20 protein-coding genes are annotated in these 18,666 nt (G+C 69.3%); 8 read left to right on the forward strand and 12 right to left on the reverse strand.

Annotation, left to right across the window (positions count from 1 at the left end):
* Positions 1 to 223: 223 nt before the first annotated feature.
* Positions 224 to 1,477, reverse strand: a complete 1,254-nt coding sequence (locus AORI_RS51960) for an HNH endonuclease signature motif containing protein (RefSeq protein ID WP_043848677.1) — start codon at positions 1,475 to 1,477, stop codon at positions 224 to 226.
* A gap of 277 nt (positions 1,478 to 1,754) precedes the next feature.
* Between AORI_RS51960 and AORI_RS51965 the strand changes: the two genes are divergently transcribed.
* The gene (locus tag AORI_RS51965; RefSeq protein ID WP_016332577.1) at positions 1,755 to 3,053 is read left to right on the forward strand and encodes a neutral zinc metallopeptidase; all 1,299 of its coding nucleotides are present in this window, start codon (positions 1,755 to 1,757) and stop codon (positions 3,051 to 3,053) included.
* Between the two features lie 57 nt (positions 3,054 to 3,110).
* Here AORI_RS51965 and AORI_RS51970 read toward each other — a convergent pair whose 3' ends face one another.
* The 10 genes from AORI_RS51970 to AORI_RS52010 all read right to left on the reverse strand — a co-directional run bounded on the left by AORI_RS51970 (position 3,111) and on the right by AORI_RS52010 (position 11,492).
* Entirely contained in the window at positions 3,111 to 4,280 is a 1,170-nt protein-coding gene (locus tag AORI_RS51970; protein WP_016332578.1) for an acyl-CoA dehydrogenase family protein, read from the reverse strand.
* Between the two features lies 1 nt (position 4,281).
* A complete protein-coding gene (locus AORI_RS51975) occupies positions 4,282 to 5,211 on the reverse strand; it encodes a 3-hydroxyacyl-CoA dehydrogenase NAD-binding domain-containing protein (RefSeq protein ID WP_016332579.1) in 930 nt (309 codons plus the stop codon).
* Positions 5,208 to 5,954, reverse strand: a complete 747-nt coding sequence (locus tag AORI_RS51980) for an acetoacetate decarboxylase (RefSeq protein WP_016332580.1) — start codon at positions 5,952 to 5,954, stop codon at positions 5,208 to 5,210. The genes AORI_RS51975 and AORI_RS51980 overlap by 4 nt, the downstream gene beginning before the upstream one ends.
* A gap of 1 nt (position 5,955) precedes the next feature.
* Positions 5,956 to 6,723 (reverse strand): crotonase/enoyl-CoA hydratase family protein, encoded by a 768-nt coding sequence (locus AORI_RS51985; RefSeq protein WP_016332581.1) that lies wholly within the window; start codon positions 6,721 to 6,723, stop codon positions 5,956 to 5,958.
* A gap of 9 nt (positions 6,724 to 6,732) precedes the next feature.
* A complete protein-coding gene (locus AORI_RS51990) occupies positions 6,733 to 7,890 on the reverse strand; it encodes a CaiB/BaiF CoA transferase family protein (RefSeq protein WP_016332582.1) in 1,158 nt (385 codons plus the stop codon).
* A gap of 111 nt (positions 7,891 to 8,001) precedes the next feature.
* Positions 8,002 to 8,910 (reverse strand): LysR family transcriptional regulator, encoded by a 909-nt coding sequence (locus AORI_RS51995; protein ID WP_016332583.1) that lies wholly within the window; start codon positions 8,908 to 8,910, stop codon positions 8,002 to 8,004.
* A 4-nt stretch (positions 8,911 to 8,914) separates the two neighbouring features.
* Entirely contained in the window at positions 8,915 to 10,264 is a 1,350-nt protein-coding gene (locus AORI_RS52000) for a HAMP domain-containing sensor histidine kinase (protein ID WP_016332584.1), read from the reverse strand.
* Positions 10,261 to 10,950, reverse strand: a complete 690-nt coding sequence (locus tag AORI_RS52005) for a response regulator transcription factor (protein WP_016332585.1) — start codon at positions 10,948 to 10,950, stop codon at positions 10,261 to 10,263. Before AORI_RS52005 ends, AORI_RS52000 begins: the two co-directional genes overlap by 4 nt.
* A 12-nt stretch (positions 10,951 to 10,962) precedes the next feature.
* Entirely contained in the window at positions 10,963 to 11,127 is a 165-nt protein-coding gene (locus AORI_RS83865) for a hypothetical protein (RefSeq protein ID WP_167337766.1), read from the reverse strand.
* The gene (locus AORI_RS52010; protein WP_016332586.1) at positions 11,124 to 11,492 is read right to left on the reverse strand and encodes a hypothetical protein; all 369 of its coding nucleotides are present in this window, start codon (positions 11,490 to 11,492) and stop codon (positions 11,124 to 11,126) included. The genes AORI_RS83865 and AORI_RS52010 overlap by 4 nt, the downstream gene beginning before the upstream one ends.
* 73 nt (positions 11,493 to 11,565) lie before the next feature.
* Between AORI_RS52010 and AORI_RS52015 the strand changes: the two genes are divergently transcribed.
* From AORI_RS52015 to AORI_RS52030, 4 genes are read left to right on the forward strand one after another with little or no spacing between them, the layout of a single operon-like run.
* Positions 11,566 to 13,353, forward strand: coding sequence for a CocE/NonD family hydrolase (locus AORI_RS52015; protein WP_016332587.1), 1,788 nt, complete (start codon positions 11,566 to 11,568; stop codon positions 13,351 to 13,353).
* Positions 13,354 to 13,375: 22 nt separating this feature from the next.
* The gene (locus tag AORI_RS52020; protein WP_016332588.1) at positions 13,376 to 13,813 is read left to right on the forward strand and encodes an SRPBCC family protein; all 438 of its coding nucleotides are present in this window, start codon (positions 13,376 to 13,378) and stop codon (positions 13,811 to 13,813) included.
* Positions 13,814 to 13,864: 51 nt separating this feature from the next.
* Positions 13,865 to 14,446, forward strand: a complete 582-nt coding sequence (locus tag AORI_RS52025) for a TetR/AcrR family transcriptional regulator (RefSeq protein WP_016332589.1) — start codon at positions 13,865 to 13,867, stop codon at positions 14,444 to 14,446.
* Between the two features lie 35 nt (positions 14,447 to 14,481).
* A complete protein-coding gene (locus tag AORI_RS52030; RefSeq protein ID WP_016332590.1) occupies positions 14,482 to 14,844 on the forward strand; it encodes a winged helix-turn-helix transcriptional regulator in 363 nt (120 codons plus the stop codon).
* Here the strand turns inward: AORI_RS52030 and AORI_RS52035 are convergent.
* On the reverse strand, positions 14,829 to 15,446 hold the full coding sequence (locus AORI_RS52035) for a TetR/AcrR family transcriptional regulator (protein WP_016332591.1): 618 nt from the start codon (positions 15,444 to 15,446) through the stop codon (positions 14,829 to 14,831). The two genes, AORI_RS52030 and AORI_RS52035, sit on opposite strands and share 16 nt — an antisense overlap.
* Before the next feature lie 84 nt (positions 15,447 to 15,530).
* On the opposite strand from AORI_RS52035, the gene AORI_RS52040 reads away from it, so the two are divergent.
* The 3 genes from AORI_RS52040 to AORI_RS52050 all read left to right on the forward strand — a co-directional run bounded on the left by AORI_RS52040 (position 15,531) and on the right by AORI_RS52050 (position 18,664).
* The gene (locus AORI_RS52040) at positions 15,531 to 16,043 is read left to right on the forward strand and encodes a PH domain-containing protein (protein WP_016332592.1); all 513 of its coding nucleotides are present in this window, start codon (positions 15,531 to 15,533) and stop codon (positions 16,041 to 16,043) included.
* The gene (locus AORI_RS52045) at positions 16,040 to 17,545 is read left to right on the forward strand and encodes a PH domain-containing protein (RefSeq protein ID WP_016332593.1); all 1,506 of its coding nucleotides are present in this window, start codon (positions 16,040 to 16,042) and stop codon (positions 17,543 to 17,545) included. Before AORI_RS52040 ends, AORI_RS52045 begins: the two co-directional genes overlap by 4 nt.
* A gap of 357 nt (positions 17,546 to 17,902) precedes the next feature.
* Complete coding sequence (locus AORI_RS52050) at positions 17,903 to 18,664, forward strand: isocitrate lyase/PEP mutase family protein (RefSeq protein ID WP_016332594.1); 762 nt, start codon at positions 17,903 to 17,905, stop codon at positions 18,662 to 18,664.
* The last annotated feature ends 2 nt before the right edge of the window (positions 18,665 to 18,666 follow it).

Here is an 18,666-nt window from a genome sequence, read left to right on the forward strand (position 1 = left end):
AAGCGGTCGCCCCCTTGGTGATGGGTCTTCCTTGAGTGGAGGTCTTCGGCGTCGAGGAAGTGGACGAGTCCGGAGGATCTCGGCTCGGTCGTTCGATCGTGACCGGACCGTTGGCGATGGACTGTGTGGCTTTTGGGGCGTTGGATGTCCCGAAACCCACACGGTCACCGACTGCGGGCATGCCGAGGGGCCCGTCGCCAGGCGGCTAACGGGCTCCTCGGGCCTAGACGTGATGCAGGGTGTTGCGCCGGGGTTGTCGGAGCGGATCTCGGTATTGGGGTGGGATGAACTCTGGTAACCCGTCGGCGGCCGTGCGTACTTTCCAGTCGCCGTGGTGGATCAGCCGGTGGTGGAAGCCGCAGAGCAGCACGAGATTCCGGAGATCCGTCGGGCCGCCGTCTGCCCAGTGGTGAATGTGGTGGGCGTGGCAGTTCTTGGGTTTCCGATGGCAGCCGGGGAAGGCGCAGCCGCCGTCGCGGATGTTCAGTGCGCGTCTCTGGCCGGGGGTGACGAACCGCCTCAGGCGTCCCATATCCAGCGGTTCACCCGAGCCGCTCATCACGACCGGCAACATCAAGCAATCGCAGGCCGCGAGCCGGGCTTCGCGGGCGGTCATCGTGCTGACAAAGTCCAGGCAGGCGGTCCCAAGACCGGACTTCAGTTCCTCAAGTCCGATCGTGACATGGACGAGGGTCCGGTAGCCGCTGGTGCCGGGCTGGTCCGGGCAGGCGATCGCCATATCCAGAAGCTCAGCCCAGGCGTCCCCCATGCGCTCGCACTTCATCCGCAGATCCGCCTGGCCGAACTCGTCGACGGGGCGGGGCTGGGCGTGCGCTTCCAACGCGGCGGCGGTCCGGGCACCGGTCTCATCGTCGAGCAGGCCGGTCAGCTTCCAGAAGCCGTCTTTGCGGCGCTCCAGAGTCATTTCCCGGCGCGGCTCTTTGGGTTCAGGGTCTTTGGGTTCGTTGCCGTCGGGGTTGAGCCAGACCAGCAGTTTCGTCTCAGCCTCGGAGAGCTGGCGGGGACCGGCGTTCGGGGCAAGCTCGGCCAGGATCTTCTCCGCACTGGCCCGATCCTCAGCGGAGGTGTCGGCAGGGAGCCGTTTCAAGATCTCCAGGATCTGGTCGATCCGCTCGTCACCGACCAGTCCCTGAGCGGCGACCGCGGCGGTGGCGGGAGCGACAGGCGGGACCTCGGTGCCGTCCAAGGCTCGGGTGGGGTTCAGGGCGAGGGCCCGCTTCACCACCGCACCCGCCTCACCGCGCGACAGCCCGGCCATCTCCGCGAACCAGCTGGCCGTACTGCCATGCCCGTATAAGTCTTTGACGCCACGATTCTCGATCTCCGCCAGAAACTGCTCCAATCCGGCAGTGGCCATGCGAATCACCTGCAAGAACTGCTGCACGCCATGGGCAAGCTCCAGCTTGCCGGCACGCCACAGCTCCTGCGGCAGTTCGGGGAGGAAGGTCTCGGACACGACTCCATAATACTCCTCGAAATCGAACACGTGTTCGTAATTTTAAGCAACAAACGAGATGTGTGAACAACACTGAAGGGTGATTGGTCTCAGAACGGCGACTACCCTGAAGAAGCCGGCCAAGATTCTTTTGAACCGCATCGCGCCGCCGTCCGTGTCCCTGGAGCCGGGGAAGTCACGGACACGGGATGGTGTGATGAAGCGCTGGACGATTCTGGTGAGCCTTTCCCTCTGCCTCACCGGTTGTGCCGCGACGGTAGGGGGAGCGGCACAACCGGTGGACTCGACCCGCGTCGCGGGGCTCGAGATCACCGACGGCCCCAGCGGTCTCAAACCCGGCGTGCTCGACGCCGGTCTCCCGGTCGTCGGCGGTGACGGTGGCGAGATCGACCGGCTCGCGGCCAACGCCGTCGCCGACGTCCAGCGGTATTGGCGCGAGCATCTGCCCGCGACCTTCAAACGTGACTTCCGGCCGCTGGCCACCCTCGTCTCCTACGACTCGGGTGGCCGCGGCCGCGAGGTCTGCGGCACCTCGACCGCCGGGCTGGTGAACGCCTTCTATTGCTCGGGGGAAGACGTCGTCGCGTGGGACCGCGGCGAGTTGTTGCCGATGCTCAACGATTCCCTCGGCCCGGCGGCGGTGATGACCGTGCTCGCCCACGAGATCGGCCACGCCGTCCAGTTCCGGCTGGGCCTGCCGGGCACGGCGCCGTCGATCGTCAAGGAGCAGCAGGCCGACTGCTACACCGGGGCGTACCTCCGCTGGGTCGCCGAGGGCAGGTCGCCCATGTTCCAGGTTTCCACCGGCCGCGGGCTCAACGAGGTGCTCACCGCCCTTTTCCAGATCCGGGACTCGGCGGGGGTCGCCTTCGACGACGACGGGGCGCACGGCAACGCGTTCGACCGGGTTTCCGCGTTCCAGTTCGGGTTCACCGACGGACCCGCGCGGTGCGCGAAGATCGACGTGCGGGAAATCGAAGGCCGGAGCACACAGGGCGGATTCGGTTCGGCCGCGGCGAACGTCCGCCTCGACGACAGGCAGGCCCTGGCCGACCTCACCACCAGTCTGCGGCAGGCCTTCCGGCTCGCGGCCACCCCGCCGACGCTCACCACCGGAGCGGCCTGCGGCGTGACGGCTGAGGACGCGCTCGCGTCGTACTGCTCGGAGTCCAACCAGATCAACCTCGACCTCGACGGTCTCGTCCGCATCGGGACCCCGCCGCGCAGGGGGCGGCAGGGCGGCATCGGTGACTTCGCCGCGTTCGCCGAGGTCGCGTCGCGCTACACGCTCGCGGTCCAGCAGGAAGGCGGGTTCCGGCTCGACGGTCCGGTGGCCGCGCAGCGCACCGCGTGCCTCACCGGTTTCTGGGCGTCGACCCTCACGGACGGCGGCGCGCTCACGTTGTCGCCGGGCGACCTCGACGAGGCGATCGCCGAGATGCTGACCCGGAACAGCCTGATCGCCGCGGATGTCCGGGGCCGGACGCTTCCGGCGGGTTTCGCGAGAGTCGCCGCCTTCCGTGACGGTTTCTCCTCCGGCGCCCAGGACATCTGCGGCAAGAAGTACCGCGCGTGAAGGCCCCCTTCCCTCGGCTCAGCCGAGGGAAGGGGGCCTTCACGCGCAAAGCGCCGCTCAGACGAAGGCGCTCTGGCCGGTGATCGCCTTCCCGACGATCAGTGTGTTCATCTCCCGCGTGCCTTCGAACGAGTAGATCGCCTCGGCGTCGGTGAAGAACCGCATGATGTCGTTGTCCAGCACGATCCCGTTGCCGCCGAAGATCTCGCGGCCCCAGGCGACGACCTCCCGCATCCGCGAGGTCACGAACGCCTTCGCCAGCGACGAGTGCTCGTCCTTGAAGATCCCGGCGTCCTGCAGCCGCGCCAGTTGCACCAGCATGCCCCACGACGCGGTGATGTTGCCGAGGCTCTTCACCAGCAGGTCCTGCACCAGCTGGAACCGCGCGATCGGACGGCCGAACTGCTCGCGTTCCTTGGCGTAGTCCAGCGCGAGTTCGTAGGCGCCGATCATCACGCCCAGCGCCTGCCAGGCCACGCCGCCCCGCGTCGCGCGCAGGATCTCGGCGACGTCGCGGAACGAGTCGATGCCCTGCAACCGGTTCGCCTCCGGCACCCGGACGTCGGTCAGGGTGATCTCGGCGTTCTCCACGATCCGGAACGCGAATTTGTTCTCGATCTTGACCGGCACGAATCCCGGCGAGTCCTTCTCGACCACGAAACCCTTGACGTGGTTGTCTTCCTCGTCCCGGGCCCACACGACGACCAGATCGGCGAAGGTCGCGTTGCCGATCCATTTCTTGGCGCCGTTGAGGATCCAGGTGTCACCCTCGCGGCGCGCCGTGGTGCGCATGCCGCCCGCGACGTCGGAACCACCGAGCGGCTCGGTCATCGCGAAGGCGCCGATCTTGTCCATCGCCGCCATCGACGGGAGCCAGCGGTCGCGCTGCTCCTGGTCGCCGCCCGAGTAGATGCTGTACATCGCGAGTCCGTTGTGGACACCGAAGAACGTGGCCACGGACGGGTCCGTGCGGGTCATCTCCATCGCCATCATGCCGCTGAGCAGGTGGCTGGTGGCCGGAAGGTGTTCGCCGTAGCCCTCGTAGGGCAGCCCGGCTAGGCCGAGTTCGCGGAACTTGCCGACGAGTTCGTGCGGGAACTCGCCCTTGGCCCAGTACTCGTTCACCAGCGGCTTGACCTCGGTGCGCATGAAGTCACGCGTCTTGAGCAGCAGCTTGCGCTCCTCCTCCGGCAGCAGGTCCTCGTAGGCGTAGAAGTCGGCGGTCATGTCAGTTCTCCTCCCTGGCGGCACTGTCCAAAGCGGACAGCACGGCGAGCTGCTTGCGGTCGCGCGTCTCGGCGAGTTCCGAGTACGTGGAGGAGCCGTAAGCGGATTCCACGGCTTCGATGAGCCGCTCCTGTTGTTCGGGATCTTGCGAGGGCTGCCCGAGGCCCGCCCACATCTTCTTCATCGACTTGCCGATGTGCTCGGCCATGTGCCGGTAGCCGCCGGGGCCGCCGCCCAGATGCGAGCCGAGGAACGGCCCGACGGTCGACCAGCGGATACCGAGCGAGTTCGTCATCACCGCGTCCAGTTCGGACGGTGACACCACACCCTGTTCCACCAGGTAGATCGCCTCGCGGCTCAGCGCGTTCTGCAGCCGGTTGCCGACGAAGCCCGGGATCTCCTTGCGTTCCACCACCGGAGTGCGGCCGACGAACCGGTAGAACTCCACGGCCCGCTCGACCGACTCGGCACTGGTGCGCTCACCGGGCACGACCTCGACCAGCGGGATCAGGTGCGGCGGGTTGAACGGGTGTCCGATGAGGACTCGCGACGCGTCGTCCAGCTCCGCCGCGAACGCCGTCGAGGGGATCGCGGACGACGAGCTGAGCAACAACGCGTGAGAGGGTGCTTCACGGACCAACGTCGCGAACAGGTCCTTTTTGAACTCGACGTTCTCGGGACCGTTCTCCTGCACCACATCCGCGTTGCGAACGGCCTCCGCGACGTCGGCGGCGAGGTGGACGCGAGGGGCGAGGTCCGCGGCGGTCCGGCCGAGATGCGGGGCGAACGCCTCCAGGGCGCCCGCGACGGCCTCGGCGAGGTCCGGCCGCGGGTCCGAGACGTGGACCTCCATGTCGTGCGCGGCGAACAACGCCGTCCACGACAGGCCGATGGTGCCGGCGCCGATCACCGCGGCGGTGCGGAAAGTCATGACCGTGCTCCCTTCAAGTAGTCGAAGACCGGCTTGACCGGGGCGAGCGTCAGGTCGGTGAGGATGTGGCTCGCGGAAACGACCTCCAGCACCGGGAGATCGGCGAGCGGGGCCAGCACGTGCTGGAACAGTTGCAGCCGCGCCGGCCCGGTCCAGGCCTCCTTGACCACCACGTCGGTGATCTCGGTGCGGACCAGCTCGAACACCCGGGGCGAACCGTCGTAGTCCGGGATGGTCTTGAGCATGAACGTCGGCACGGTGATCTGCGCTTCGGCCTCGGCCACGTCCAGCCGGTGGTGCTTGTAGCCCATGGTCGCGGTCGCGACGCGCTGGCTGCCGTGGTCGAGGGTGCCGACGAGCGCGCCGTTCTCGGCGAACAGCTTCGGCGAGCCGATGGTCTTCGGGTAGGCGCTGATCTCGCGGCCGGACGCGGTGGCCGGGAAGTTGTCGAGGTACATCGCGTGCAGGTACTCGCCACGTTCGCCCTCGAAGCTCACCGGGATCGCTTGCCCGGACTCGGTGTACGGCCCGTAACCGCTGACGTCGCCCATCTTCATCACCTCGAACCGCACCAGCGGCTCGCCGATCTCCAGCGGCTCCGGCACGACGGCGCGCAGGGCGTCGGCGTCCGTGCGGTAGACGATGTTCAGGTACTCGCGGTTCGTGAACCGCGGCACCACCGGTGCGTACGCGGGGTTCGTGAGCGGCGTGGTCACATGCCGGAGAACGTCTTGCTGCTTCATCTCACTCTCCAGTCCACTGTGGAGCGCGGCGCTCGGCGAAGGCCTGCATTCCTTCGCGGACGTCGGCCGACTTCATCAGCGCCGGGAGCTCCGAACGCTGGGAGGCAAACGCTTGCGCGTCGGGGACGCCGTCCGCCGCGCGGACGATCTTCTTGACCAGTGCCAGCGCCAGGGGAGCGTTGGCAGCGATCTGTTCGGCCAGTTGCAGGGCGACCGCGGCGGCCTCGCCACTCGGCACGACCCGGTTCACCAGGCCCAGGCTTCCGGCACGCTCGGCGCCGATCGGTTCGCCGGTGAGCAGGAACTCCATCGCCAGGTGATGCGGGATCCGCTTCGGCAGCCGGATCACGCCGCCACCGGCGGCGATCAACCCGCGTTTCACTTCGGGGAGCCCGAACTTCGCGTCCTCGGCGGCGACGATGAGGTCGCAGCCCAGCGCCAGCTCGAACCCGCCGCCCATCGCCCAGCCTTCGACGGCCGCGATCAGGGGCTTCGACAGTTCGGCCTCGGTCAGCCCGCCGAACCCGCGGCCGGGGATCTCGGGCGATTCGCCCTTCAGCGCCGCCTTGAGATCCATGCCGGCGCTGAACGAGCCGTCCGCGCCGGTCAGGACCCCGGCCCGCAGCGCGGGATCGGCTTCCAGCAGGTCGAGTGCTTCGGCCAGGCCCGCCGCGACGGCGGCGTTGACCGCGTTGCGCGCCCGCGGCCGGTCGATCGTGATCAGCAGCGTGCCGCCGACCCGTTCCGTGCGTACTTCGTCGGTGCTCATGGTTCTTCCTCAGCGAGTGGTGGCGAGTTCACGCAGGACCTCTTCGGTGTCCTGACCCGGCAGGGGAGCCAGGCGCCGGACCGAACCGGGGGTCGCGGAGAACTTCACCGGGATGCCGATGGTGCGGATCGAGCCCTCGCTCGGGTGCTCGACGAGGTCGAGCAGGTGGCCGTCGCGGACGTACTCGTCGTCCTGCGCGTGGTCGAGTTCGAGGACGGGTGCCATCGGGATGCTGTGCTTCGCGCAGACCTCGGTCCATTCCGCGGTGGTCAGCGCCGGGGCGCATTCGGCGATCATCGCGGCCAGTGCCTCGTGGTCGGCGCCGTCGATCGCGTCGCCGTTGACCCGCGGGTCCTCGGCCAGTTCCGGCCGCCCGGCGGCGTGGAAGAAGTCGCGGAAGTTCTGCGGGTTGTACGGGATCACGCAGGCCATGCCGTCCTTGGTGTGCACCGCCTGGTGCCCGGGGTTCATCGACGGGCCGAAACCGGTCGGCCCCTCGGCGGGCTCGAAGACGTGCCCGGCGAGATGCTCGACGAGGTTGAACGCGATCAGTGTGTCCGTCATCGGGATCTCGACCCGCTGGCCCTCGCCGGTCCGGTCGCGGTGCACCAGCGCGGCGAGCACGGTGTAGGCGATGGTCAGGGAGGAGACCTTGTCGCCGATGATCGTCGGCAGGTAGACCGGCTTGCCCAGCGCGCGGTTCGCGACGTCGACCAGCCCGGACGACGCCTGCACCGTCTCGTCGTAGGCCGCGTGACCCGCGCGGTCGGAGTCGCCGCGGAAGCCCTGCGCGTGGGCGTAGACCAGGCCGGGGTTGCGCGCGGCGAGGTCGGCGTAGTTCATGCCGAGCCTGCTCAGCGCGCCGGGGCGCATGTTGGTGATCAGCACGTCGGCGGTGTCGATCAGCTTGAGCGCCTGCTCGCGTTCCTCTTCGTCCTTGAGGTTGAGGGCGACGCTGCGCTTGTTGCGGTTCACGTTGAGGTTGAGCGCGGTCATGCCCGGCGTCGTACGGAACTTGCCCACTCGCACGGTGTCGGCGGGGGACTCGATCTTGATCACGTCGGCGCCCAGGTCGCCGAGGATCTGTGCGGCGTACGGGCCCATGACGACCGTCGAGAGGTCGATCACGCGAACGCCGTCCAGTGGTCCGGTGGCGGTGTGAGTCATTTTGCTTCCCTTCGCCGTTGTTCGCTCTACCACCGAAGTTAGGCGCGAATTGCGGCAAAGGGAATGATCAAGAAAAGCGGAATGGTATGACCGCCGTGGTCATACCATTCTTCAGGTCGAAAGCGGTTCGGCGAAGATCTCGCGTACCCCCGCCACCAGTTCGGCGAGGTCGCCCTCCTCGCCGCGATCATGCCGCCAGACCAGGGCGGTCTCCAGCTGGGGGCGGAAATCGGCGAACGGCAGGATGGTCGCGCCGTCGACCAGGAACAGATGCATCGGGCTCGCCGGATCGAGCATCGTGATCGAGAACGACGAACCGTTCGCCACCAATTCGGAAATGCCCGAATATTCGGTTCCGCCGACCTTGAGTCGTTTCTTGATGCCTGCTTTCGACAGGGTGTGGTCCATATCGTCCGAATAGGCCGGAATGCTCTCCGACGCCGACGGGATATAGGACAGATCACGCAATTCGGCGAGGTCCACCGTGTCCCGTCCGGCGAACCGGGCGGCCGGGACGACGGCGCCGAGCCGCTCCGTCTGTACCGGGACGATCTCCAGCGCGGGATCGGTCACCGGCATCCGGACCAGCGACAACGCCAGCTTGCCTTCGTGCACCGCGGCGACCAGATCGGGGGTCGTCCCCGGCCAGCGCTTGAGCTCGAAGCGGTCGTGACAGCGTTCTTCGAGCCGTTTGACCCGCTCCCGCAGGGCCGGGTGCACGCCTGCGGGGATGCCGACGAACACCGTGCTCCGCCGGGGTTTCACCGCCTCCTGCAAACGCCAGGGGATCGCGTTGACCTGTTCGAGGACGTCCCGCGCGATGGGCAGCAGCGCGGAGCCCGCCGCGGTGAGCGTGACATGGTGCGTGCTGCGGTCGAACAGCTTGTGGCCCAGTTCGTGTTCGAGGTCCTTGATGCGCTGGCTCAGCGGGGAGGCGGCCATATGCAGTTTGCGGGCCGCCTGGGAGAAGTTCAGTTCCTCGGCGACGGCCACGAAATACCGCAGGTGCAACATCTCCACCCGATCACCCTAACCGGAGCGCCACCGTGAAGGCGGCTCCGCCTTCCGGCGCCGGGCCGGCCGTCAGCGTGCCGCCCATCCGGGTGACCAGGCCGTGCGCCAGCGCGAGCCCGATACCCGAGCCGACCGGGCGGCTGTCGCGGTAGCGCCGGTTCAGCACCCCGCGTTCGAACGCGACCGCGTAGTCCTCCGGCGCCAGGCCGGGCCCGCCGTCGCGCACCGCCAGCCGGGCTTGGCCGTCCGCCGCGACCAGCGAGAACACGATCGGCGCGCCCGCCGGGGTCACGCGCAGGGCGTTCTCGGCCAGTCCGTCGACGACCTGGCGGAGCCGTCGCGGATCGGCGATCACCGGCACCTCGCCCGGCGGCCGCTCGACCACCAGCGTGACGTCCTGCCGCGCGCACCGCAGCCGCCAGACGTCCGCGCATTCGTCGACCAGCGCGGCGAGATCGAGCCGTGCCGGGTCGAGGCGGAACTCGTCCGCGCCCAGCCGGGCCAGCTCCAGCAGATCGCTGACCAGGCGTTCCAGCCGTTCCGCCTCGCGATGGATGGTCTGCCCGGCGCGGCGCGCGTCCTCGCCTTCGGCCACGCCGTCCCCGATCGCCTCGGCGAATCCGGTGACGGCGGTCAGCGGCGTCCGCAGTTCGTGCGACACCGAAAGCAGGAACTCGCGCTGCCGCGCCTCGCTGTACTGCAGGGCGTCGGCCAGTTCGTTGACCGATTTCGCCACGTCCGCGACCTCGGACGGGCCTTCCACCGGAACACGCAGGTCACGACGCCCGGACCGCATCCCGCTCGCCACCGACGCGACCCGGCGCAGCGGCCGCGACAGCATCCGGCTCAGCACCAGTCCCGCGATCGCGGCGACCGCCAGCCCGGCGCCGAGCGCGAGCACGGTGTCGCGCACCAGCGTCCGGCCGCGTGCCTCGCCGATCTCCGTCGCCTGGACGAGCGCGAACGCGGCCCCCTTGGTGCCCACGGTGCGGACTTCGACGAGGTACTGCTCGCCCTCCACCGATACCGTGCCCGAGCGCGTGAATCCCGTTCGGGCGGCGGCGATCGCCGCCTCCGTCCCGGCGCCGCCGAGTGTCCCGTTCGGACGGCGGACGACGACGTCGATCCCTTGTCCGCGCACGACTTCGGCGACCTTGCCGACGGAGAGCCGGTTCCCGATCCCGGTCTCGTCGAGCTGGCTCGCGACCACGTCGGCCTGCGCCGAAAGCGACTGCCGGAGCACGTCGGTGCCGGTGGTGCGGATGAGCCGGGCCGCGACCAGCCCGGCGACCACCACCGCGACCGCGGCGATCGCGAGGCACACCACGGTGATCCGCAGCGCGAGCGACGTCCGGTTCATCCGGCGTCCGCCGCGTAACCGATGCCACGGACCGTCCTGATCGGACTGTGCTCGCCCAGTTTCCCGCGCAGCTGGGCGATGTGGACATCGACGGTCCGCGTGCCCGCCGAAGCCGCGTACCCCCAGACGGAACTGAGCAGCTGTTCGCGGCTGAACACCTGGCCGGGCCGTCGCGCCAGATGGGTCAGCAGATCGAACTCGGTCGACGTCAGCGCGATCTCGGTGCCGCCCGCCCAGACACGCCGCTGGGTGACGTCGACCCGGACGCCGCCCGCGGTGTAGGTCTCGGCCGGCGACGGCGCCCCGGCGGCCCGGCGCAGCACGGTCCGGACCCTCGCCGAGAGCTCACGCGGGCTGAACGGTTTCGTCAGGTAGTCGTCCGCGCCGATCTCCAAGCCCAGCAAGCGGTCCAGTTCGTCGTCGCGCGCGGTCACGAACAGCACGGGCGTCCAGTCACCGTCCGCGCGCAGGGTCCGGCAGATCTCGATACCGTCCATTCCGGACAGTCCGATGTCGAGCACGATCGCGACCGGGCGCATCCGCCGGATCGTGGCCAGTGCCGCGCCGCCGTCCGCCTCCACGTGCACGCCGAACCCGTCCCGCCGCAGGTACAGCGAGGCGAGTTCGGCGATCGCGGGGTCGTCCTCGACGACCAGCACCAGCCCGCGTCCCGGTTGTGTCGTCACCGGCCGATCCTGTCACGGGGCCGGGTCGCCGGCCATGTCCTGCTCGATCGAGTCGAGGGTGTGCTGGACGTCGCTCAGCTCGCCCGGCGCCGGGCTCGACGCGGGCTCGTCGTCGCCGCACGCGGCCGTGCCGAACAACGCGAGCGCGGTCAAGCCCGCCGCCAGGAGGCGTTTCACTTGCCCGCCTTGCAGTGCGCGGCGGCGAACGCGTCGAGCTTCTGCTTCGCCGCGGTGAGTTCGGGAAGCCGTCCGCTGCGCTTGTCGGCGCGCTTCTGGAGCCTGTCGGCGGTGTCGTTGTGGCCTTTCTTGCGCTGGCCCTCGGCCCTGGCCTTCAGGTTCGCGACCGAGCCGCGGACCTCCGGGCCGCCGTTGATGCGTTCGGTGAGCTTTGCGGTGCGCTGGGTGAGCTTGGGCAGCCATTCGGCGCACAGCGTCTGGGACTCTTCGGGGCTCAGGGTGATCGGTGCCTGGGCCGAGGCGGCGGGGGCGAGCGCGACGAGGCCGGCGGCGGTGAGGCAGACGGCGATGGTGTGTTTCAGCATGCGAAGAGCGTGGCGCGGCCGGATACGAGGAATGTGGGGGAAATGTTCGGGTTTTGTAAGCGATACTCGGACGATGGGGCTCAAGAGCTTGACCGCCACCGTCGTGGCGACACTGTTGTTCACCGCCGCACCCGCCGTCGCGTCACCCGCGTTCGTCCTGCGTGACGGCGTCAGCGAGCCGGTGTTCTCCTACGAGAAGGCCATCCGGGAGACCGCCTGGGTGGAGACCGGCCAGGACCTCGACCGCGACGGGCAGGTCGACCGCGTCGCCGCCGACATCATCCGCCCGGCGGAACCGGCGGCCCGCGGGCAGCGCGTTCCGGTGATCATGGACGTCAGCCCGTACTACGAGAAGGTCGGGCGCGGCAACGAGCGGCAGCCGAAGACGTACCTTCCCGACGGCACGCCGTCGCAGTTCCCGCTCTTCTACGACAACTACTTCGTCCCGCGCGGATACGCGGTGGTGCTGGTCGACGTCGGGGGCACCAATCGCTCGTCCGGGTGCTTCGACGACGTCGCGTCCGGCAACGGCGTCGTGAACTGGCTCAACGGGCGCGCTCAGGCCTTCCGCACGCCGTTCGGGCCCGAGCGGGTCCGCGCGGGCTGGGCGAACGGGTCGGTCGGCGCGATCGGGAAGTCGCAGGACGGCGCGACCGCGATCGGCATGGCGGCGTCCGGGATCGAGGGGTTGAAGACGATCGTGCCGATCGCGGGGGTCAGTTCGTACTACGAGGTCCACAACTCCCACGGCGCCTACTTCGGCTGGGCGGGCGGTGCCGGGTTCTACAACGAGCGTGCCGAGAAGCTGTGCCGTCCGTTCGAAGAGGACAACGCGCGGCGCGCGGGGACGGACGGGAACTTTAACGAGTACTGGCGCGGGCTCGACTACGTCGCGAAGACCGGCAAGGTGCGCGCGAGCGTTTTCGCGTCCATGGGCTTCCACGATCTCAACGTCAACCCGATCCAGTTCGGGCCATGGTGGGAGGCACTGAACGCGTATGGGGTGCCGCGCAAGGCGTGGCTGCACCAGGCGGCGCACGTCGATCCGTTCGATCTCGACCGGTCACTGTTCGTGCGGACACTGCACCGCTGGTTCGACCGCTGGCTGCTCGGCGTCCGCAACGGCGTCGAGACCGAACCCGCGATCCGGATCGAGCACACCCCGGATCGCTGGACCGACGAACGCCGCTGGCCGCCGGTGGGTGCCGCGTCGCGCACGTTGTGGCCCACGGAGGCGGGCGGGCTGGGGAATCGCCCGTCGCCGGGCACGGCTTCGGTGACCGACGATCCGGCGCGCGGGGCGTCCCGGTGGGTGGAGAACCCGTCGCAGCCCAGCCCGGATCGGGCCGTCTTCGCCGGTGAACCCGTGCGGGCGGACACGCGCGTGGCCGGGACCGCCACCGTGACGGTGACCGCCCGCTCGGACAAGCCGAGCGCCCGGCTCGGCGCGGTACTGGTCGACTACGGGCCCGCGACCGTGCGGAACACGACGTGGCCGGCGCTCGGCACGAAGGACCTGACGACCCGCTCCTGCTGGGGCGCGGGTACCGCCGCGGACACCGGCTGCTTCCTCGACACCGTCGCCGATCTGACCACTGTGGACAAACGGATCGTCGCGACCGGCTGGGCGGATCTCGGCCACCACCGGTCACTGTGGCGGGGTGAGCCGCTCGTGCCGGGTAAGGCGTACACGATGACGTTCCGGCTGAGCAGTCTCGACCACGTCGTCCCGGCGGGGCACCGGCTGGCGCTCGTCCTTGGCGGGACCGATGGGGACATGTTCGATCCGGCCCTGCCCACGCTCGGCTCCCGTGTGACGTTCGAGTTGGGCGGGACTTCGCTTTCGGTGCCCATCCTCTGAATGCGAGAGACAAGGAGAACGTATGGCGAAGATCCAGCGCATTTCCGTCCACGGCCACACTAGCGCGAGCCCCCAAGACGTCTACGCGCTCCTCGTGGACCGCGAGCATTGGCCCGACTGGTCGCCCATGGGCGCGTTCCGGCTGCTCGACAAGGGTGACGACAACGGTCTCGGCGCCATCGGCGTCTTCAGCACCAACGGCGTCAACAGCTGCGAAGAGGTCATCGCGCTCGAACCCGGCAAACGCTTCGGCTACTCGCTGAAGAAGGGGCTCCCGGTGCGGGACTACCGCGCCTACGTCGACCTCACCCCCGAACGGGGCGGCACCGCGATCCACTGGCATTCCACGTTCACCGCCAAGATCCCGGGCACCGGCTGGCTCCATCGGCGCTTCCTCGGCCACTTCATCGGGCGCATGGTCGAGAGCCTCGTGGCGCGCGCCTCGCGCGGCGCACCATAAAGTAGGCGCATGGCAGCCCCACGACGCACGCAGGAGGAACGCAGCGCCGCGATGCGCGTCAGGCTGCTCGACGCCACGATCGACTGTCTCGTCGAGTACGGCTACGCGGGCACCACGACCACCCGCGTCGCGGACCGCGCCGGGGTGACCCGCGGCGCGCAGGTGCACCACTTCCCGACCAAGACCGACCTCGTCACCTCGGCGATCCGGCATCTCGCGGCCAAGCGCACCGAGGTCGCGATGGCGGAGATCGACCGGCTCAAGGCCTCGGCCGACCCGGTCGGGGACGCGTTGCAGCTGCTGTGGGAGATGCACCAGGGGCCGGTCTTCTCGGCGACCGTCGAGCTGTGGGTGGCGTCGCGGACCGACGCCGAACTGCGCGCCCAGATGGCGGTGGTCGAGCCGATCGCGACGAGCAGCCTGGTCGAGTTCGGCAAGGCCCTGCTGCCGGACCATTCGGCGCATCCGGAGTTCCTGCACGCGGTGTACACGGCGATGGACGTCGTCCGCGGCATCCTCATCGCCAGCTGGGCGACCCGCGACCAGACCGAACTGGAGGCGCGCTGGGAGCGCGGCCGCCGTCATCTGATCCTGCTGTTCGAGGCGCTGATGCAGCCCGCTCCCTCCCGCTAGGCGTGTTACTCTCCCCGGGAGAGTGAGGAGGTCACGTGCTCGGAAACCCGTACGACCCCGACTGCCCGACCCGCGCGCTGCTCGACCGCATCGGCGACCAGTGGACCGTGCTGATCGTCGGCGTGCTCGGCGACGGCCCGCTCCGGTTCACCGAGATCGGCAAACGCGTGCGCGGCATCTCGCAGAAGGTCCTCACCCAGACGCTGCGCAGCCTCGTCCGCGACGGGATCCTGACGCGCACGGCGTATCCGGAGATCCCTCCGCACGTGGAGTACGAGCTGACCGCGCTCGGCCGCAACCTCGCCGAACCGCTCGAGATGCTCGACAAATGGGCCCGTGTCCACATGGGTGAAGTGCTCGACGCGCGCAAGAACTACGACGGTCAGCTCACCGCCTGACCGAACAGCCGGTCGAGGTGGTAGTCCACTGTGGACAGCGCCTCCTCCGGCGTGCGGTGCTTCATCACGATGTTGGTGCCCTGGGAATCGGCGAGCGCCCAGAGGATCGCGGACTCGTGCATCGGGTCGGCCGATTTGTCGACATCGCCCGCCTCCTGGCTTTGGCGGATCAGGAGGGCGAACAGCTCGAACAGCTGGGGCACGCCGTCGGTGAACGCGGCCGCGAAGGACGGGTCGGAGATCGCGCGGATGAAGAACGCGACGCCCATCAGCCAGTCGCCGCGGCGGCGCTCGTCGAGCGGCAGGATCTCGACCATGATCGCGCGGATGATGGCCTTGGGCGTCGACGGCAGTTCGCCGGCCTCCAGCTGGGCCTTGATGCGCTCTTCGTACACCTGAGAGCGGCGTTCGACGGCGAACAGCAGCATTTCGTCCTTGGTCTTGAAATAGTGCTGCACCAAGCCCATCGACATGCCCGCTTCGGCGGCGACGTGCCGGAGGCTGACTCCTTCGAGACCTCGCGTGGCCGTCAGCCGCGTCAGCGCCTCGGCGATCTCCGCACGTCTCGCGGCGTGATCCACCTGCTTCGGCACCTTCACCATCCGTTCCGCCGTTTGCAATGCGATCGCATTGCCACTACTGTCCCACGCTATTACGATGCGATCGCATTGTAAACGAACTCGGGGGTGAACTCGGTGGAAGCCGAACGGGGGAAGGTGCGGCTGCGGCCGCCGCGGAACGCGCTGGATCAGCGGGTCGTCGGCTGGTGGCGGCTGCAGGGAACGCTTTTCTGGGGCGCGCCGGTGCTGGTGCTGGTGGTGCTCGGGCTGCTCATCACGCCCGCGCGGTTCTGGCTGCTGACGCCGGCGGTGGTGTTCGCGGTGCTGGGCCTCGTCTGGGTGATCGCGATGCCGCTGTGGTGGTTCAAGGTGCATCGCTGGGAGGTCACGGAGACGGCGGTGTACGCGCGCTCCGGGTTCTTCTGGCAGGAGTGGCGCGTCGCGCCGATGTCACGGATCCAGACCGTGGACACCCTGCGCGGGCCGCTGCAGCAGGTGTTCAAGCTCGCGACCGTCACGGTCACCACGGCGTCGGCGCGGGGCGCGGTCAAGATCCGCGGCCTCGACCACGAACTGGCCGCGAGCCTGGCGGAGCAGCTCACCGAAACGACGCAGGCGACGCCGGGGGACGCGACATGACCTCGGGCGAGTTCGAGGGCTGGAGCACACTCGACAAGCGGACGCTCGCCGTCACCGCGGTGATGATGACCGGCGCGGCCGTCGGTGCCGCGATCCCGACCACGCTCGCGATCGTGGGCGGTGGCGCGAGCTTCTGGGTCGCGCTCGCCTGGGTCGTCGCCGGCGCGGTGGTGCTCGTCGGCGGCGGCGTGCTGGCGGAACTGTTCTACTGGAAGGGTGTGCGGTACCGGGTCACGCCGGACCGGCTGGAGACGGCGTTCACCCTGGTGTTCCGCTCGCGAAAATCCCTTCAGCGGGAACGGATCCGCAACGTCGACCTGACGGCCAACCCGCTGCACCGGCTGTTCGGCGTCGCGGTGGTGACCATCGGCACCGGTTCGCACGAGTCGGGCGGGCAGGGCCGGATCAAGCTTAACCCCGTCTCACGCGCCGAGGCCGAGCGGCTGCGCGCGGATCTGTTGCGCCGCGCCGAAATCGAGGAGACCGACGACGACGCGCCGCTCGCCGAACTCGACCGGAGCTGGATCCGCTACGCGCCGATGTCGTTCCTCACGCCGACACTGGGCCTCGCGGCGGGCGGTGGCCTGATGCAGGTCTCGGATTGGGCGGGCCTGCAGAAGGGCCTGATCGACTGGGTGATCGGCCTGTTCCGCGGGATCCCGCTGGTGGTGGCGATCCTGATCCTGCTGGCGATCGCGATGCTCGTCGGCCTGATCGGCGCGCTGGGCCTGTGGATCGAGATGTGGTGGAACTACCGGCTCGACCGCGAAGCCGGCGGCACGCTGCGGGTGCGCCGCGGGCTGTTCACCACGCGCTCGATCTCGATCGAGGAACGCCGGATGCGCGGCATCGACCTCGTCGAACCGCTCGGGAACCGGATCTCGGGCGCGGCGCGGGTCGACGCGATCGCCACCGGAATGCGGCAGAGCGCCGACAAGGACAAGACCGACTACCACACGCTGCTGCCGGCCGCGCCGGTCGCGACGGCCAACCGCGTCGCCGCGGCGGTGCTGCGCGAACCGGTCTCGCCGACCGAAGCCGTCCGGCTCACCGGGCATCCGCGCGCCGCGCGGGGACGGCTGCTGCGCTGGTGGATCGGCTCGGTGGTGGTGCTTCTGGCGATCTTCGCGCTCCTCGGCTTCCTGTTGACCGACGTCCTGCTGGTGATCGGCGCCGCGCTCGGCGTGGTGCTGTTGCCCGCGTCGGTGCTGCTGGCGCTGGACGCCTATCGCAACCTCGGGCACGGGATCACCGGGCGGTACCTCGTCGGGCGGCACGGGACCGTGCGGCGGAGCACGTTCGCCCTGGAGCGCGACGGCGTGATCGGCTGGACGGTGAAACAGTCGATCTTCCAGCGACGCAAGGGTTTGCTGACCGTCGTGGCGACCACGGCCGCCGGCGCCGGGGCGTATTCGGTGTACGACGCGGGGGAGGAGCAGGGGCTGCTGTTCGCGGAGGAGTCGGTGCCGGAGCTGCTGACGCCGTTCCTCGAACGGGCCTGACGCTTCGGTCCGGTGGGTCGTGAGTGGCGATTCGTGTTCTAACCCGAAACGCCACTCACGACCACCGGTTTGGGTCCCTGCAGTACGTGAAGGGGGCCTTCACGCGCCGCTGTGGTGATTGCTGTGGTTGCTGGTGCAGGTGGGCTGCGGGTGGCGATCTCTGAAGGTAGTGAAGGCCTCCTTCACTACCTTCAGGGTAGGCAAGGAGGCCTTCACGGACCCGACCCGCGATCAGCCACGGCCAAAGTCCAGTAGGGGTACTCAAGGAACCCTTCGCCCTAACCCGAAACGCCACTCACGACCCACCGGACCCACGCTTCGGCCGTCACCGAAGCGTCCGCTGGCTACCGTCGTGCCATGACCGCATTCGCCGCACTCCACGTCCCCGGTTCCCCGCTGCTCCTGCCGAACGTCTGGGAGTTCGGCACCGCCGCCTTCCTGGCCGCGCAAGGCTTCCCGGCGCTCGGCACGACCAGCCTCGGGGTCTCGGCCGCCGAGGGCGAGCCGGACGGTGCCCCTTCCTCGAAGGACGCCACCGTCCGGCTGGCGCGGCGGCTCACCGGGCTCGACGCGCTGATCAGCGTCGACCTCGCCGACGGGTTCAGTGAGGACCCGGGCGAGGTCGGCGCGCTGGCGGCGGAGCTCGCCGAAGCCGGTGTCGCGGGCATCAATCTCGAAGACGCCCTCGGCGACCCCGTGCGGCACGCGGCCAAGATCGCGGCCGCGAAGGACCGTGCCCCCGGTCTGTTCGTCAACGCCCGCACGGACACGCATTGGCTGGGAACGCCCGACATCGGCGCCGCGATCGGCCGCTCTCTGTCCTATGTGGACGCGGGTGCCGACGGCGTGTTCGTGCCGGGGCTCGCCGAAGCCGCGGACGTCGAGAAGCTGGTGAAGGCCGTCGGGGTGCCGGTGAACCTGCTGTTCCTGCCAGGCAAGGTCACCGTCGCGGGGCTCGCCGGGCTCGGCGTCGCCCGGATCAGCCTCGGGTCGCTGCCGTACCGGATGGCGCTAGCCGCCACGCTGCGCACGGTGGAGGCGGTGCGCGACGGCGGGGAACTCCCGCTGACGCCGCCGTCTTACGCCGACGTCGCGGCCCTGCTGCCGGAATCTCATTAACC

The organism is Amycolatopsis keratiniphila (genome assembly GCF_000400635.2).
Taxonomy (GTDB): Bacteria; Actinomycetota; Actinomycetes; order Mycobacteriales; family Pseudonocardiaceae; genus Amycolatopsis; species Amycolatopsis keratiniphila.

Excerpts from the sequence above, each read along its gene's own strand:
- AORI_RS51970 (WP_016332578.1), bottom strand. The coding sequence starts at position 4,280 with ATGACCGCCGACTTCTACGCCTACGAGGACCTGCTGCCGGAGGAGGAG.
- AORI_RS52050 (WP_016332594.1), top strand. The coding sequence starts at position 17,903 with ATGACCGCATTCGCCGCACTCCACGTCCCCGGTTCCCCGCTGCTCCTG.
- AORI_RS52010 (WP_016332586.1), bottom strand. The coding sequence starts at position 11,492 with ATGCTGAAACACACCATCGCCGTCTGCCTCACCGCCGCCGGCCTCGTC.
- AORI_RS51985 (WP_016332581.1), bottom strand. The coding sequence starts at position 6,723 with ATGAGCACCGACGAAGTACGCACGGAACGGGTCGGCGGCACGCTGCTG.
- AORI_RS51980 (WP_016332580.1), bottom strand. The coding sequence starts at position 5,954 with ATGAAGCAGCAAGACGTTCTCCGGCATGTGACCACGCCGCTCACGAAC.
- AORI_RS51975 (WP_016332579.1), bottom strand. The coding sequence starts at position 5,211 with ATGACTTTCCGCACCGCCGCGGTGATCGGCGCCGGCACCATCGGCCTG.
- AORI_RS52015 (WP_016332587.1), top strand. The coding sequence starts at position 11,566 with ATGGGGCTCAAGAGCTTGACCGCCACCGTCGTGGCGACACTGTTGTTC.
- AORI_RS52020 (WP_016332588.1), top strand. The coding sequence starts at position 13,376 with ATGGCGAAGATCCAGCGCATTTCCGTCCACGGCCACACTAGCGCGAGC.
- AORI_RS52035 (WP_016332591.1), bottom strand. The coding sequence starts at position 15,446 with ATGGTGAAGGTGCCGAAGCAGGTGGATCACGCCGCGAGACGTGCGGAG.
- AORI_RS52025 (WP_016332589.1), top strand. The coding sequence starts at position 13,865 with ATGCGCGTCAGGCTGCTCGACGCCACGATCGACTGTCTCGTCGAGTAC.
- AORI_RS52045 (WP_016332593.1), top strand. The coding sequence starts at position 16,040 with ATGACCTCGGGCGAGTTCGAGGGCTGGAGCACACTCGACAAGCGGACG.
- AORI_RS52000 (WP_016332584.1), bottom strand. The coding sequence starts at position 10,264 with ATGAACCGGACGTCGCTCGCGCTGCGGATCACCGTGGTGTGCCTCGCG.
- AORI_RS51990 (WP_016332582.1), bottom strand. The coding sequence starts at position 7,890 with ATGACTCACACCGCCACCGGACCACTGGACGGCGTTCGCGTGATCGAC.